Consider the following 14,428-nt stretch of genomic DNA (forward strand, 5'->3'; position numbering starts at 1 on the left):
AAAAAATTGTGCCAAGGCAACATTTATTATCCTTTAAGTGCTATATTTTTATTGCCCCAACCGGGGAGGGGGTGGAGAAAGCAAGGCTTGCGATGAAGCTCCCTGCAAGCGTTGGGGTTACACCATGTCGCATGGTCCCTGGATGAGCGGGAGCAAATGCTCCTCCGATGATTTTAGGGCAACCCCGACATGGGACAGCCCCGAACGGTCAGCCATCCTGAGATGGCGTGGGCCTGCGGTGAGGGATGGTGTTAGCTTCGGGGGACACGTTTAATTGAAATCTGTCACGGTGTGGAGGGACAATAATCCGGAATTTGTCTTTGTGGGGAGGTACACATGAAACAGGCTCGACAGCAATTTTGAAATGCACTGCTTGAGAATGCGAGATTCTGAACTGAAAACGGGGCTAAAAAACAAATTGGAAAAGGTGGTCAGTAACTTTTAGCGATGGCGTTCAGCTTTCCTGGTCTTCCACAGATTACACAACTGCCATCCTTTTCAGCTTCAACACCCTCTGGCAATTCGAGCACTTCTCCGAGAACTCCCGCTCCTGCAAGGCTTTCAAGCTCTTCTCCGCATTCAGTGCTGGAGCAGAGGTACGTGAGCGCCACTCCCTTGCCAATCCACTCCTTAATTTCGCTGATGCTCTCAAAAAGTTTTGTTTTTTCTGCAAGGCTGTCAAGGGCTTTCCTTCGCAGCCTCTCGTGCATCTCCTCTGCCCAGGTTTTTATGCTGTCTTCTGTAAGCTCTTCGATGGAAATCTTCCTCTTGACCTTCTCGTCCCTGAATGATATGACCGCCTCATTGCTCTCGGCCTCTCTCGGGCCTATCTCTATCCTCAGAGGCACTCCGAAAAGCTCCCACCTGTAGTATTTCGCTCCGGGTCTGTCGTCGCTGTCATCCATGACAACTCTGAAGCCCATGCTCTTCAACCTGTCATATACCCGATTCGCAACATTCATGACAAGCTCTTCCTTGCCCTTGTAGAGGATGGGGATCACCACGATCTGGTGGGGAGCAAAGTCAAACGGCAGGATGAGTCCGACGTCATCGCCATGAATGCTTATGAGCGAGGCAATGCACCTCTCAGAGATTCCATAGCAGGTCTGGTGTATGTAGGCGTGGTCCCCTTCTGGAGTTTCATACTTTATGTCAAACGTTTTTGCAAAGTTGTCGGCGAGGTGATGAACGGTGCCGATCTGCAGGGTTCTGCCGTCCGGCATAATCGTGTCGAAGGCAATGGTGTAATCGGCTCCCGGGAATTTGTCCCATTCCGGCCGTTTGATCACGAAATACGGAATGGCGAGGGAATCGTAAAACTCCTTGTATGAGCTGATGGCTTTTTTAACGTTCTCTTCAGCTTCCTCATAATTTCTGTGGGCTGTGTGGGCTTCCTTGAACGAGGTAATCTCCCTGAGCCTGATCAGAGGTCTGGTGTGCTTGGTCTCATACCTGAAAACGTTCACCACCTGGTAAACCTTAAGCGGCAGATCCGCATGGCTCCTTATCCAGAGCCTGAACATCGGATACATGGCGGTCTCGCTTGTTGGCCTCAGGGCGAGCTTCACATCAAGCTCATCCATCCCTCCGTGGGTAATCCAGTAAACCTCATCCTCGAAACCCTTTATGTGCTGCCCCTCCTTCCCAAGCTCTGTTTCCGGGATCAGAGCAGGGAAGTAAACCTCGTCATGCTCTCTGTCCATTATCTCTCTGAGCTTTCCGTACACGAGCTTTCTGAGTTTGAACCCGAAGGGAAACCACACGTAAAGACCCTTCACGGGGTACCTTATGTCCATGATCTGGGCATGCTGGATTATCTCGTGATACCACTCTGAGAAGTTTGATTTCGGAGGAAGCATGATTACCAGCAGCCAAGGGAGTTATTAAAACTTTTTTGATTTGAGTGTTTAATGCGATTCAGGCAATTCTGAAAAACCCACTCGCTCCGAATTCCACCTCAGTACCTTTGGCGTTGGCATACAATCTCCTGCCTGCTAAAAAACGCCTTTTATGATGTACATTCTCAATTCATCCGTTTGTACACGCTCTTACGGTAATCTATTTGTCCCTTGGGCGAGAAAGAGTTACGATTGCATGGAGTTCAATTATGGATGGCAGGTCTTGGTGATCTGGTTGGGCAGCATGGTACCGAAATTATTTTACACTCAGCGTAAAATTGTATGCTGATGCACCACTCCAGTATGCCGGCAGATCGGTTGATGTGGCGGATGGTGGTGTAGAAATATTTTTATACTGTTTTACGTCTAATGTAAAATATGGACTTGAGGAAAGTAGCTCTGTTGATTGTCGTTCTGGGAGTCGCAGTGGTTCTGCTGTCCTTCAAAAACACTTCAGGAACGTCAGGCTTTGGTGAGGGATTGAGTGAGGAGGATCTGACAAAGATAAGTCCCGGAAACATTCAGATTACTGCAGTCTTTCTCAATCCGATGTATCCGGACATGAGCAAGCCTGCGATATATGTCAGACTTGATACCCACTCCGGGGACCTTTACACCTACGACATGCTGAACAAGACGTTTCTCGAGGTTGGCGGGGAGAGGTACAGACCCACTGAGTGGAAGGAGGATGACAGCTCGTGGGGGCATCACAGATACGGGGTATTCACTTTCCCCGAAAGCGCGCTGGAACTGATTAAAAAGGAGAGGAACTTCAAGCTCGTAATCGAGCTGGACAGCACAAGGGTTCTGGAGTGGAGAATATGATCGACAGGAGGATCGTTTACGGGTTTATCTCTTCAATTTTACTGCTTGTTTTCTACGCTTCCATAAATTACCTTGCTGGTGGGACTGAGGCGGTTTACTGGAATTTCAGAAATTACCTGCCGTACATTGCCGTGATTGATGCTGGCTTTGGCATCCAGATTGCACTCTACACCCACATAAGGTCATTTGGCAAAAGCTGCAATGCCGTTGCAAGCACTCCTGTAACGGCGGGAAGCATGGTTGCATGCTGTCTGCACCACGTAACTGACTTCATACCGTTCGCCGGAGTGGGTCTGGGTTTGTTCCTGTCTCAGTACACCGAACTCTTCTTTCTGATAGGTGCGGCATCGAGCGTTGTCGGGGTTGCATGGATGCTCTCAATAGTCCAGAGATGGAACCTTTACTCTGAAGATGCCTTGCTCTCAAAGCTGATGGTGGTGGATTATCTGAAAATGAGGAACGCTCTGCTCGTTCTTTCAGCAGCCGTTCTTTTGCTGTGGTATGTCTCAAAGCCCTACAGATACTTTTAATTCATTTTTACAAAAAATGGTAATTGCAGGAGGTTAGGAGGCAGACCTCATGGCGTTCCACTGCTGAATTGCTGCTTCGAGGAACGATATCAGGGTTTTTCTCATTGCTTCGTTGTCCGGTGAGCCGGAATAACCTATGAATGCCATTTTTCTTCCGTTTATCTCCATGATGCTCCCGTTGGGATAGAGAACGTAGAATTCTGGTGTGCCCGTCGCTCCAAATTTAAGGGCGAGGAGCCTTTCGCTGTTGAAGTCAACCTTCACCGGCACGAATTTGTTTATGGCATTCTGGAGGTCCTCATACTTCTTCAGGTCTTCAAGGAATGCTTTGCACACGTGGCAGGTGTCGGAGTGTATGTAGACGAGAACAGGCCTGTTTTCTCTCTCAGCGATTTTGAGACCTTCGCTGTAGGAATAAAATTTGACGGGTAAATCTGAGCTATCCTCTGTCGGATTTTTTAAAATGACGAGCAGCCCTGATAAAATGAGAAATAATGCTATGAATATGGTAACCCTGCTTCCTGCCATGCGATGACACCACCGTCAAGCTCGTAGATGTTTTCGTAGCCCATCTGGGCAAGCTTTGAAGCGGCCATCTTGCTCATGTGCCCGCTTCTGCAGTATACCAGTATCTTCGTGGACTTGTCTTCCGGCAGCAGGTTAGAATATTCCTCAATCCTGTCGTAGGGAATCCATGCGTTCGTGCCCGGGATGGGTTTCTGTTTGGGAACATGCACGTCTATGACAAAAACGTCTCCGCTCTGTATCATGCGGTAGAACTCTTCCGGCGAAACAGACTGGTATGCCCTTTTTTTCGGAAACAGAACGTAGCTGGTGTAGAGCAGATATGCAACAACTGCGAGTATGACTGCAGCGGTAATAATTTTCGAGTTCACAGCATCACCTCCTTTAGAAGCTTTCTGCTACACACAACACACGGCCAATACTGCCCGGAGTCTTTGTCAGGCGTTTTTCCATAACTTTTCGCAATCATCAATCTTATTTTACACTTAGTGTATAATAATTTTTTGAAAAACCGAAAGCTCAGAAGTTTTGAAAAGAGGCATTAAAAATTTGAGAAATGCTACCACCCCATCATGGGGCAGTGGGCGTAGCCGTATCCATAGCCGTAGCCGTATCCAGGTGAGAAGCCCTGAACTCCCTGCATCCATACTGGAATGTTCGAGTTCTCATCTCCAAGGCTCTGACCATTAACCTCGATGTACACAGGAATTATCGAGTTCCCGTATTCCAGGCCCTTAACCTTGACCTCATCTCCCTGCTTTATTCCAAGATTGGCTGCAAACCACCATGGCATCGTCACGTACTTTCCACTGTCCAGCACCACTCCCATGGGGTATACGGTCGACACCTTTCCACTGACATCGACCAGCTCAGCCTGTCCCTGGTTTCCGTAGGCGTAAGGGACGTATCCCTCATCTCCGTCATACCCGCCCATCATGGGATATCCATAGCCGTAACCCATCATGGGTCCCATCATGCCCGGCATGCCAAATCCATATCCAAACCCACCCATGTGGGCTGAAGCTGTATACACCGCAAGGGCCATCAGGCCTACAACCACACCCGCTATCAAACCACTCTTCTTCATCTCACATCACCTCTGAGCATTAGTATGTGCTCAGAGGCAATAGGTCTTGGGGGTGAAAACGAGGTGTGGAATGGGGAGGAGATGTTTCAGAACGGTTTACTGGGGGAGGGGATGGTTCAGGTTGTCAAAATAATTCCTTAGAGAAATGCCTCCACGAAAAATCCTTAGCACGTTCCGTTTTCCCGCCTTTTTTAATCCAGACTCCTTTCTCCTCCACAACCTCGCCGATTACCGTAAACTCGATTTCTAAGCTGGAAATTTTGTCCCTATCAATCGTGAATATCAGCTCGTATTCCTCACCGGAATTCATTGCTATGAGATATGCATCAAGCCCGTTAATCCTGCAGAACTCTCTAACTTCATCTGAAATCGGAAGCTCCTCTTCCCGGATAACAATTCCTGCACTGCTTGCCTCACTGATTGCTTTAAGCTCCTTCACCATCCCATCGCTTATGTCAATCGCACATCTGGAGAAGTCTGCCAGTGTTATGCCCTCCTCTATCCTCGCAACCGGTCTCAGGAATTTCTCATACAGCTTTTTTCTAAGCCCCTCATCGGCCTCCATTCCCTTCAGCTCAATTAACAGCGCTGATAGAGGTTTTCCAAGGTCTCCTGTAACGCACACAAGCTCCCCGGGTCTGGCATTTTTCCTTAGCATCAGTGATTTTGCCATACCAACTGCAATTCCGTCTATGATCAGTTCATCTGACTGGTTCGTGTCGGCCGAGATTAAGCTCATCCCGTACATCTCCAGACCCAGCTGAATTCCCCTGAACAGCTTTCTCGCAGATCTTTCATCGCTTTCCTTCAGCCCCACAGAGAAAGCAAAGTAAAGCGGTCTTGCGCCCATCGCAGCAAGGTCGCTTGCATTCATTGTAACAACCCGGAGGCCAATGTCCTCCTGAGACATCGAAGCCACAACGTCCGTCGATTCCACCAGCATGTCATTTGTTACAACCAGCCATCCATCCCCGATTCCGAATGCCCCGGCATCATCACCGAAAACTTCGGATTTTCGTTTTATCTCCCTGAATCCTGCTCTTATTATGTCTTCTTCCATTCAACCACCCTTAAATAATCGGGAGGGACACGATCAGCCGTGAAAACTCTGCCCTTTTTCCTCACGTCAATTCCATCCTTCACCATCTCCCCAGCGTCAATTTCTATGAGAACGGGTGCGTTCGAGTGTCTCATTCCAACCTCAACAGCCTCCTCAGGAGTTGCGGTCATGTGCACCTCTCTCCTCCTCATCGGGAGCAGACCGGATTTCAGAATTGAACCGAGATTTTCCGGTGAGGTTGCGTGATACAGCTTTTCGGGGATGCTCTTATCCTCAGTCCACCTCACTTCAACATCCACGCTGTGGCCATATCTGGCCCTTATCCTTCCATCAACAAGCTCAAACCTCCTCTTCCTATCCAGCTCGACTATGGCTCTGAGTTCCATCTCCCCAATACCGTACCTCTTTCTTAGAACACCCAGCACGTCCTCAAGCTTAGCGTAACCTCTTCTGTCCAGCGCTATTCCAAACCTGTCAGGATAGTGTCTCAGCAGCCCGCTTAAGAATTTGCTAACTCTTACTCTGTCTCTGCCACTTATCAGAATCTTTCCCCTCCCACAGCCACATCTGTACTCAAAGAACCCGCATTTCTCACAGTACCCTGCATCCACAGAATTAAATTGACACGGAAAGATAAATACGTGACGTTACATCCTTTTTCTGTGATATATGTAAAGGCTCTCAATGAGGCCTGGAAGCTCCTCAACAGAGTGTATGTATCTGCCTGTTATCGCCGAAACTCCTTTCCATATCCCGGTATTTGCATCTCGAAACAGCTCTGAAAGTCTTGTTTTGAGTTTCCTTCCCTTACTATCCCAGTCCGTGAAAATCACAACCTTCCTCTCCCCAACAGCATCGACTATGGAATGGTTGGATGCCGTTGAGGTTTCGATGATTTCTCCCTTTACTCCGAGCTTTCGGAGAGCAAACGTGTCTTTTCTGCCCTCCACAAGGATGACTGCCCCTCTTTCCGATTCAATTCTCAGCTCTTCAATGAGCCTGAGCAGCTTCTCAAAGTCCTTTAATCCTATCATGGACTTCATTTTCAGTTAAACCGTAAACAACGGCGTGCTTGTCCCTCGACCTGTGGCCTGAAACAATCTCAACTCGTGCATTGAAAAATTCTGAAAGAAGTTCCTCTACTTCCCTGTTTGCCTTCCCCCCCTCAGGTGGGGAGCGAACTTTTACGAGAAGGGCTTTCTTCCATTCATCATACCCGGCAATTTCCGCCCTCTTTGATCTGGGAGATACATGAACCTTTATCCTCACACCCTCCACATTCAGAATTTGCCTGAAAGGTTTAAATTTCATCCGGTCATGCCAGTACCACAACGACCCTGCCATTGAATCTGAAAGCCTCGATGTCAATCCCATAAAACATCCTTCATCATCCCTGAGTCCAGAATGACAAAATTTAACACCGATTAAACAATGGTTGCAACTGGTGGCCCCCAACCCCTTTATTTCTCATGGAGATCCCGGAACGGTACCCGAATTCTTTTTCAGTCGTTTACCGAAACCGCGAGGAGAATGTATCTGTCCCCGGCATTACCACACTTCATGTCCACAGAGCGTTTCAGTGTCCCCCACCCCATGATTTCCACTGGAGACGTCCCAATTACAGGAAGGGCACACAACCTCCAACCCTATTATTTCCTGTGGATTCCCGACTATCATCAGCAGTTCTTGCAAAAAACAGATGCGCCCGGTAATCTGCAACAACAACTTTCTTTCAATCCTTTAAAGGCCTGATTTCAACCTATTAATATAGGTATAAAGAAGCACAAGGATTACTACTTTCAATCCCTTAAAGGTCTGATTTCAACTTAATCAAATCCTCTTTCAGCTCTTTACATGCGTACTTTCAATCCCTTAAAGGTCTGATTTCAACCTTCCCCAGTGGAGCTTTGTACGCTGCCCGTCAACGCCTTTCAATCCCTTAAAGGTCTGATTTCAACGTTTTACTTCAGTGAGGTTTGCGTAAGCCCTTACAAGCTTTCAATCCCTTAAAGGTCTGATTTCAACTTACCACATACTGTAACACAACAACAAGAACATCTTTCAATCCCTTAAAGGTCTGATTTCAACTCTCCTTGCTCATCTTTCCCATGTGATGTTTCTTCATGCTTTCAATCCCTTAAAGGTCTGATTTCAACACCATTTCTCAATAAGAGCTTTGAGTTCATCCTCGTTCTTTCAATCCCTTAAAGGTCTGATTTCAACACCATTTCTCAATAAGAGCTTTGAGTTCATCCTCGTTCTTTCAATCCCTTAAAGGTCTGATTTCAACCATTGCAGACATAGCTTACAGGACTGGAAAGGGGATTGAATTCCTTTCAATCCCTTAAAGGTCTGATTTCAACTTCTACACTGCTGGAGCGCTATTTGGCGCTGCAATACCTTTCAATCCCTTAAAGGTCTGATTTCAACTTCTACACTGCTGGAGCGCTATTTGGCGCTGCAATACCTTTCAATCCCTTAAAGGTCTGATTTCAACTTCTACACTGCTGGAGCGCTATTTGGCGCTGCAATACCTTTCAATCCCTTAAAGGTCTGATTTCAACCTCCGCTAATATACCCTTAAAATCCTTTAAAAAGCTTTCTTCTCGCTTCTTTCATTTAAATACCGCAGCGAACCCCCAGTGATGCAGGTTATTTATAACGTTATGCGACTTTTATTCTGGGGTTTGTTTTTGAATTCGGGTTATTTAGAAGGTTCTATTCTGAAACTGATTAATTCTGTCTGGGGAGAGAAGGGAGATAAAAATAATCTGGCCCGAATTCTGGAAAGAAGGAAGTGAAAATTAAAAGGTTTTACTATAAAAATGATGGATTAAAAGATTTGCGACTCTATCAGAAAGCTCTGTTTCCAAGAAAAACATCTGGAAACCATCGTAACCTGAAACTGGAAGATACGGTCTGGAATAAAAACACCATATCCACTCCCGATATGGCCACAGGAATTCTGCAAAAATCATGAAAATCTTTAAATCTTACACCGGGAAGTAAAGCCCATGAGCCAGATTATGGAAATGCTGATAAGAAGAGGATTTCTCTGGCAGTCATTTGAGATTTACGGCGGACTGGCTGGATTCATCGATTACGGTCCTCTCGGTAACGGGTTAAGGAGAAAGGTTGAAGACCTGTGGAGGAAGTATTTCGTGATCAATGAGAGAAGCGTTGAGATAGATTCGCCCACAGTCGGCATTGAGGATGTTTTCATAGCTTCTGGCCATGCTGAGGGATTTACAGATGTTGCCATTGAATGCTCAGAGTGCGGAAGGGTCTTCAGGGCTGATCACTACGTGAAGGAAAAACTGAACCTCGAAGTGGATCCCACCATAGAGGCTGTGAAATCCGTCGTCAGTGAGTTCGACCTGAGATGCGAGTGTGGTGGGAAGTTCAAAAAGCCGGAGCACATCAATCTGATGTTTGAAACAAAGATAGGTCCGGGAAGAGGAAAGAAGGGATATCTCCGCCCTGAAACTGCCCAGGGAATCTTCATAGCATTCAAACGACTTTCAGATTATTTCAGGCACAAGCTTCCTTTCGGTGTTGCCCAGATAGGCAGAGCCTACAGAAACGAAATCAGCCCCAGACAGGGCGTTATCAGGCTGAGAGAATTCAACCAGGCCGAGCTAGAATTCTTCTGCCATCCGGGTGAAAAGAAGCACCCTGATTTTTACAAATACGCAGGTGATGTTGTAACTCTCGTAGATAAATTCGATAAAGAGCACAGAATCAGCCTGAGAGAGGCTGTTGAAAAGGGCATTATTGCCCACGAGCTTCTGGCGTATTTTATCGGAAAAACAAGGAGATTTCTGCTCGAAGCTGGGATAGACGAGAAAAGACTGAGATTCAGACAGCACAAGGATGATGAGAGGGCACATTATGCCGTTGACTGCTGGGATGCCGAGGTAGAACTCAGCTACGGCTGGATTGAAATTGTGGGGATTGCAGACAGAACAGATTACGATCTTTCGAGACATGCCAAATACAGCAAGGAAGACTTGAGCGTATTCGTACCATTTGATGAACCGGTAAAAATAAAAAGACAGAAAGTTATTCCAAACATTTCCAAACTCGGTCCCGTTTTCAGGGATAAGGCCAGGAGAATTGCCGAAGAGCTTGAAAAGCTGGAAAACGCCGAGGGAGATGTTCTGGTTGTTATAGACGGTGAAGAAATTAGAGTGCCAGCAGATTTCTATGAGGTCAGGGAAGTTGAGGAGGAGATACATGGAGAGAAGGTAACACCACACGTCATAGAGCCTTCGTTTGGCCTCGACAGAATTACCTACGCAATTCTTGAACACTGTTACGACACTGATTACGTGGATGGAGAGGAAAGAAAGGTCCTCAGACTGAAAAGGTGGCTTGCTCCGGTGCAGGTTGCAGTTCTACCTCTGCTATCAAGAGACAACTTTGTTAGAGAAGCGGAAAGGATCGCAGATGTTCTTAAAGAAAGCGGAATATTCACCGAGGTTGATACAACGGGTAGCATAGGGAGGAGATACAGAAGATATGATGAAATTGGAACACCTTTCTGCGTAACTGTCGACCATCAGACCTTTGAAGATGGTACTGTAACAATCAGAGATAGAGATTCGACCGCCCAGATAAGGGTCGAAAAATCCGGGCTCGTCAAAGTTCTTAAAGAGCTTTTGGCCACAGAAAAAGACCTGAAAGAGTTTGGAGAGATTTTCAAAAGCTGATTTATTTATTTAGTTTCATAATTAAAATTTTATTTATCAAATTTGTATTTACGAAAGTTAGCTGATTTCCATGAATTTTACGGCAAAATTATATTATCGCGCTATTCAATATGTATTGGAGAACATAGCAGCTCATCAGAATTTGATTCATTTTTAAGCGTATTGAAATGGACTGATTACAGCAAAAACCCATTTAATCTCCGTATATCCGAATCAAGCTGCTTAAAGAGCTCCCATGCAAAAGTACATCTAACGTAAAGTTTATAATGATAATATGTGATAAATAGCGAAACCTTTAAATATAACACTATTTTTAATTACAAATCGCATACAATTAGCCGGAAGGTGAGTATATGGTGGAGGAAGGAAAAATAAGTGAGGAGCAATTCAGAGAATACTGGGGCAAAATGAAGTCGCTGACCATCGCAATTCTGCTGCTGTGGACAATTCCAGCGTTCTGGATGCACCTTCCAGTAGCAACAACGAGCAAGATATACATACTGGGAGGGATTCCACTGCACTGGTTCAACGCCGCTTTCGTCGCTGTCGTTTTTGGAATTGTCCTGATATTTGCGTATGCGATAGTGATGGATAAGTGGGATAGAGAGATTCTCGGAAAGGGGTGATATAGATGGGTATTTTTGATGAGCCAAAAATTGCCATTCCAGGTATATTCTTGATCTACTTTATAGTGGTTGGAGCGCTGGCAGCAGCAGGAAATATTGGTGCAGCAAGTGCAGTTGCAGTGTTTGGATCAGTGCTTATCTACGTTACAGTCGCTCTGATAATGAGATCAGCAACCACAGAGGCGTTCTATGTTGCAGGGAGAGATGTCGGAGCCATACCGATAGGATCATCGATAGCATCGAACTGGATGAGTGGTGCATCTTTTGTGTCGATGGCAGGTGCTATTGCCATTCTTGGTTATGATGGTTTGCCGTATATTATAGGATGGACTCTCGGTTACGTTATTGCCGCTGTGCTTATTGGACCGTTCGTGAGAAGGTCAGGAACATACACCGTTCCAGAGTTCATTGAGACAAGAGCCGGTGGATGGCCTGTTGCGAGACTCATAGCCGTTCTCATGCTGTTCATCGTCTCGTTCACATACCTTGTCGCACAGCTTGTCGCAACTGGTGTCATCATCGGAAGATTCCTCGGTATCAGTGCTATTATAGGTGCGATGCTCGGTTCACTGTTCGTCATACTCTTCGCAGGAACAGGAGGATGGAGAAGTGTCGTCTGGGTTCAGGTTACCCAGTACTGGGTTCTGATTGTGGCATACTGGATCGGATTCCTGCTCGCAGCAGCGAAGGCTGGAATCTTCAAGCCCTGGCCTCACATCGGCTATGGTGGCCTTCTCTCACAGCTTGAGGCGAGAGAGGTAGCGTTTGGACTTAAACCATTCACCGAACCATTCAAGGTTGGATTTGCTGGCGGAAGCGGGCTTGTAAACTGGATATTAGGTGCTCTGGCACTGATGCTTGGAACTGTCGGGCTTCCACATGTGCTGTCTCAGTTCTATCTGGTTAAGGACGTCAGGACGGCAAGGTACGGAGTTGGCTGGGGTCTGACATTCATCGCACTTCTCTACCTTACCGCCCCAGTTTACGCCATCCTTGCAAGATATGCCTTCTCAAACGTCTGGGGAATGCCAATTGACCAGGCGCAGACTGTCGGCTGGATTGAGAAGTGGATGCCAACGGGACTTATTCACATAGTCGATAAAAACGCCAACGGTCTGCTTGATCCTGCAGAACTGGCATTCCACAAGGATATAGTTGTTATAGGAATGCCAGACATGTGGGGACTTGCCTGGTGGGTTGCTGTCGTCGTTGCTGTCGGTGGTCTTGCGGCTGCGCTGAGTACGGCCAACGGTCTCCTGATGGTCATGACAGTTGGTGCCACAAGAGACATCTACAAGAGATTCATCAACCCGAACGTTTCAGAAGAGAGAGAAGTGTGGATAGGCAGAGGAATGCTCCTGCTGCTGGCTCTGATTTCAGCAGGAGCAGGTGCAAGAGCCATACAGGATCCAACGTTCAGCAAATATGTTGCACTGCTCGTCGGATGGGCTTTCGTGTTTGCAGCCAGCTCTTTCACACCAGCGGTTATACTGGGTATCTTCTGGAAAGGACTTAACAGGACGGGAATGATAGCAGGAATGTTCATCGGTATGGCCGTTGCACTGCCATACGTGCTCGGTCTTGGTCTGCTTGGATGGCAGCCAGTGGTTATCGCAGGTGCCAAGATCGGTACGATCGCATGGGGTGTCGTTGGTTTCCTCGTGAACCTCGTGGTCTCAGTGGTCGTCAGTCTTGCAACTGGAGGTGAAAAGGCCAATACACCAGAAATCATTGAGTTCGTTGACAGGATGAAAATACCAGAGTGAACTCAAAAATATTTTTATTTTAATTTTTGTTCAGGTTTTTCAGATGTCAAAATTCCGAAAGCTTTCTGATTTTATCAGGAGAGACCCGGTTGTTATTGACGCGGACAGGAGTATAAAAGATGCTGCAAAGCTGATGGACGATGAAAAAGTCTCCAGTGTTGTTGTTCTTAAGAACGGAAAACCTCTGGCTTTTTTTACTGAAAGTGACCTGAGACATGCAATTGGTGAAGACGTTAATCTCTCAGCAAAAGTGGTGGACCATGCAAAAACGAGGATTGTAACCGCACACCCCTCCTCGACAATTCTCGATGGACTGTCGAAAATGGTTACCAACGGTGTCAAGCATCTGGCAGTAATCGAGGAGGGTGGAGAGATCATAGGGGTGCTAACTCTCAGGGACCTTGCCTACGAGCTTGGCCCCAAGTACATAAAGTACACCGCAAAAATCCACGAAAGCAAGAGCATAGATGACCTGGCTGCTGTCATGAACGATTTCAAGATGGAACTGCTGGAAGAGACGAATTACTATCTTGAGTATCCGGAGATCGTGAATCCTGCAGAGTTCTTCTCGGAAATCTCTCATGTTGTTGATACGATTATAATTAAAGCCTCGGCCATAATGAACATGCCCGCTGAGGGCTACGTTTATGCGATAACGGGAAGTGGTGGGAGAGGAGAACAGTTTTTACTCACGGATAGAGATACGTTCTCAATTTTTTCAGATGAGAGTGTTGTCGATCTGCTCAAAAACTTTGAATCATCACTTGACAGAACCGGTTTTCCCGGGTGTGATCACGGATATACATCAGACAAGTTCAATCTGCACCATTCTGAGATAGAAAAAACATGTTCCGAAGTCTCGAGGAACGTGGAAAGCAACATCGTAAAGATTTCCCTGTTTTCGGATGCAAGATGCCTTTTCGGAGAGAGCAAAATGCTTATAGAGCTTAAGGAATGCTTATCCGAGAAACTGTACAGAAACAGGCATGTGGTCATGTCCTCTCTCAGATACAAGCCGGCACTCACAATTTTTGGCGATGTTAAGGATGAATTTAACTACAAGGCAGGTGCAGTGGCTCCGATCGAGTATCCTGTCAGAGCACTTGCAATCACCAATGGAATCTTCGATGTCACAAACACATTTCAGAGGATCAGAGCGCTTGCGCTGGAAAAATTAATTCCATCGGACCTTGCAGATGATCTTGAACACGCCTACACAATCCTGATGAGGAGAAAGATATGGCTCCAGTCCCAGAATCTGAAGGTCTTGAAGACCTCACAGCTGAATCCAATGGAGAAACAGATGATTAAGGACGCCCTGAGAACGGTAAAGAAATTCCAGAATTACGTTGAGAGGAACTTTATCTAACACGTTCCACAGGAAATTTCACCTGACAAC

At 46.5% G+C, this 14,428-nt stretch carries 15 protein-coding genes and 1 CRISPR repeat array; of the genes, 6 read left to right on the forward strand and 9 right to left on the reverse strand.

Annotated features, from left to right (window positions below; translation table 11 throughout):
* Positions 1 to 431 precede the first annotated feature (431 nt).
* Complete coding sequence (gene proS, locus LPQ35_RS04835; protein ID WP_193807901.1) at positions 432 to 1,859, reverse strand: proline--tRNA ligase; 1,428 nt, start codon at positions 1,857 to 1,859, stop codon at positions 432 to 434.
* 417 nt (positions 1,860 to 2,276) lie between these two features.
* Here proS and LPQ35_RS04840 point away from each other — a divergent pair, with 417 nt between their 5' ends.
* Positions 2,277 to 2,723, forward strand: a complete 447-nt coding sequence (locus tag LPQ35_RS04840; protein ID WP_193807900.1) for a hypothetical protein — start codon at positions 2,277 to 2,279, stop codon at positions 2,721 to 2,723.
* A complete protein-coding gene (locus LPQ35_RS04845) occupies positions 2,720 to 3,253 on the forward strand; it encodes a hypothetical protein (protein WP_193807899.1) in 534 nt (177 codons plus the stop codon). Before LPQ35_RS04840 ends, LPQ35_RS04845 begins: the two co-directional genes overlap by 4 nt.
* Before the next feature lie 33 nt (positions 3,254 to 3,286).
* On the opposite strand, the gene LPQ35_RS04850 is transcribed toward LPQ35_RS04845, so the two are convergent.
* From LPQ35_RS04850 to LPQ35_RS04885, 8 genes are all read right to left on the reverse strand, one after another.
* The gene (locus LPQ35_RS04850; protein WP_193807898.1) at positions 3,287 to 3,781 is read right to left on the reverse strand and encodes a thioredoxin family protein; all 495 of its coding nucleotides are present in this window, start codon (positions 3,779 to 3,781) and stop codon (positions 3,287 to 3,289) included.
* Positions 3,751 to 4,149 (reverse strand): rhodanese-like domain-containing protein, encoded by a 399-nt coding sequence (locus LPQ35_RS04855; protein WP_193807897.1) that lies wholly within the window; start codon positions 4,147 to 4,149, stop codon positions 3,751 to 3,753. The genes LPQ35_RS04850 and LPQ35_RS04855 overlap by 31 nt, the downstream gene beginning before the upstream one ends.
* A gap of 188 nt (positions 4,150 to 4,337) precedes the next feature.
* The gene (locus tag LPQ35_RS04860; RefSeq protein WP_346297698.1) at positions 4,338 to 4,865 is read right to left on the reverse strand and encodes a hypothetical protein; all 528 of its coding nucleotides are present in this window, start codon (positions 4,863 to 4,865) and stop codon (positions 4,338 to 4,340) included.
* A gap of 124 nt (positions 4,866 to 4,989) precedes the next feature.
* Positions 4,990 to 5,925 (reverse strand): thiamine-phosphate kinase, encoded by a 936-nt coding sequence (locus LPQ35_RS04865; protein ID WP_193807569.1) that lies wholly within the window; start codon positions 5,923 to 5,925, stop codon positions 4,990 to 4,992.
* A complete protein-coding gene (locus LPQ35_RS04870) occupies positions 5,910 to 6,536 on the reverse strand; it encodes an RNA 2'-phosphotransferase (RefSeq protein ID WP_193807570.1) in 627 nt (208 codons plus the stop codon). The genes LPQ35_RS04865 and LPQ35_RS04870 overlap by 16 nt, the downstream gene beginning before the upstream one ends.
* A gap of 36 nt (positions 6,537 to 6,572) precedes the next feature.
* Positions 6,573 to 6,959, reverse strand: coding sequence for a toprim domain-containing protein (locus tag LPQ35_RS04875; protein WP_193807571.1), 387 nt, complete (start codon positions 6,957 to 6,959; stop codon positions 6,573 to 6,575).
* Positions 6,937 to 7,236 carry a DUF167 family protein gene (locus tag LPQ35_RS04880; RefSeq protein WP_193807572.1) on the reverse strand — a complete coding sequence of 100 codons (300 nt, stop codon included), beginning with the start codon at positions 7,234 to 7,236 and terminating at the stop codon, positions 6,937 to 6,939. Before LPQ35_RS04880 ends, LPQ35_RS04875 begins: the two co-directional genes overlap by 23 nt.
* 191 nt (positions 7,237 to 7,427) lie before the next feature.
* The gene (locus LPQ35_RS04885; RefSeq protein ID WP_346297699.1) at positions 7,428 to 7,562 is read right to left on the reverse strand and encodes a hypothetical protein; all 135 of its coding nucleotides are present in this window, start codon (positions 7,560 to 7,562) and stop codon (positions 7,428 to 7,430) included.
* Between the two features lie 92 nt (positions 7,563 to 7,654).
* Positions 7,655 to 8,489: direct repeats of the CRISPR family, unit length 30 nt; unit sequence CTTTCAATCCCTTAAAGGTCTGATTTCAAC.
* A gap of 450 nt (positions 8,490 to 8,939) precedes the next feature.
* Here LPQ35_RS04885 and glyS point away from each other — a divergent pair.
* The 4 genes from glyS (at position 8,940) to LPQ35_RS04905 (ending at position 14,398) form a co-directional block, all read left to right on the forward strand.
* Positions 8,940 to 10,637 carry a glycine--tRNA ligase gene (glyS, locus tag LPQ35_RS04890; RefSeq protein ID WP_193807573.1) on the forward strand — a complete coding sequence of 566 codons (1,698 nt, stop codon included), beginning with the start codon at positions 8,940 to 8,942 and terminating at the stop codon, positions 10,635 to 10,637.
* 353 nt (positions 10,638 to 10,990) lie between these two features.
* Positions 10,991 to 11,263, forward strand: coding sequence for a sodium/substrate symporter small subunit (locus tag LPQ35_RS04895; RefSeq protein WP_193807574.1), 273 nt, complete (start codon positions 10,991 to 10,993; stop codon positions 11,261 to 11,263).
* A gap of 5 nt (positions 11,264 to 11,268) precedes the next feature.
* Positions 11,269 to 13,029 carry a VC_2705 family sodium/solute symporter gene (locus LPQ35_RS04900; protein WP_193807575.1) on the forward strand — a complete coding sequence of 587 codons (1,761 nt, stop codon included), beginning with the start codon at positions 11,269 to 11,271 and terminating at the stop codon, positions 13,027 to 13,029.
* Between the two features lie 43 nt (positions 13,030 to 13,072).
* Positions 13,073 to 14,398: a CBS domain-containing protein gene (locus LPQ35_RS04905; protein WP_193807576.1), complete on the forward strand. Its 1,326-nt coding sequence runs from the start codon at positions 13,073 to 13,075 to the stop codon at positions 14,396 to 14,398.
* Positions 14,399 to 14,428 lie beyond the last annotated feature (30 nt).

This window comes from Geoglobus acetivorans, from assembly GCF_039641995.1.
Classification (GTDB): domain Archaea; phylum Halobacteriota; class Archaeoglobi; order Archaeoglobales; family Archaeoglobaceae; genus Geoglobus; species Geoglobus acetivorans.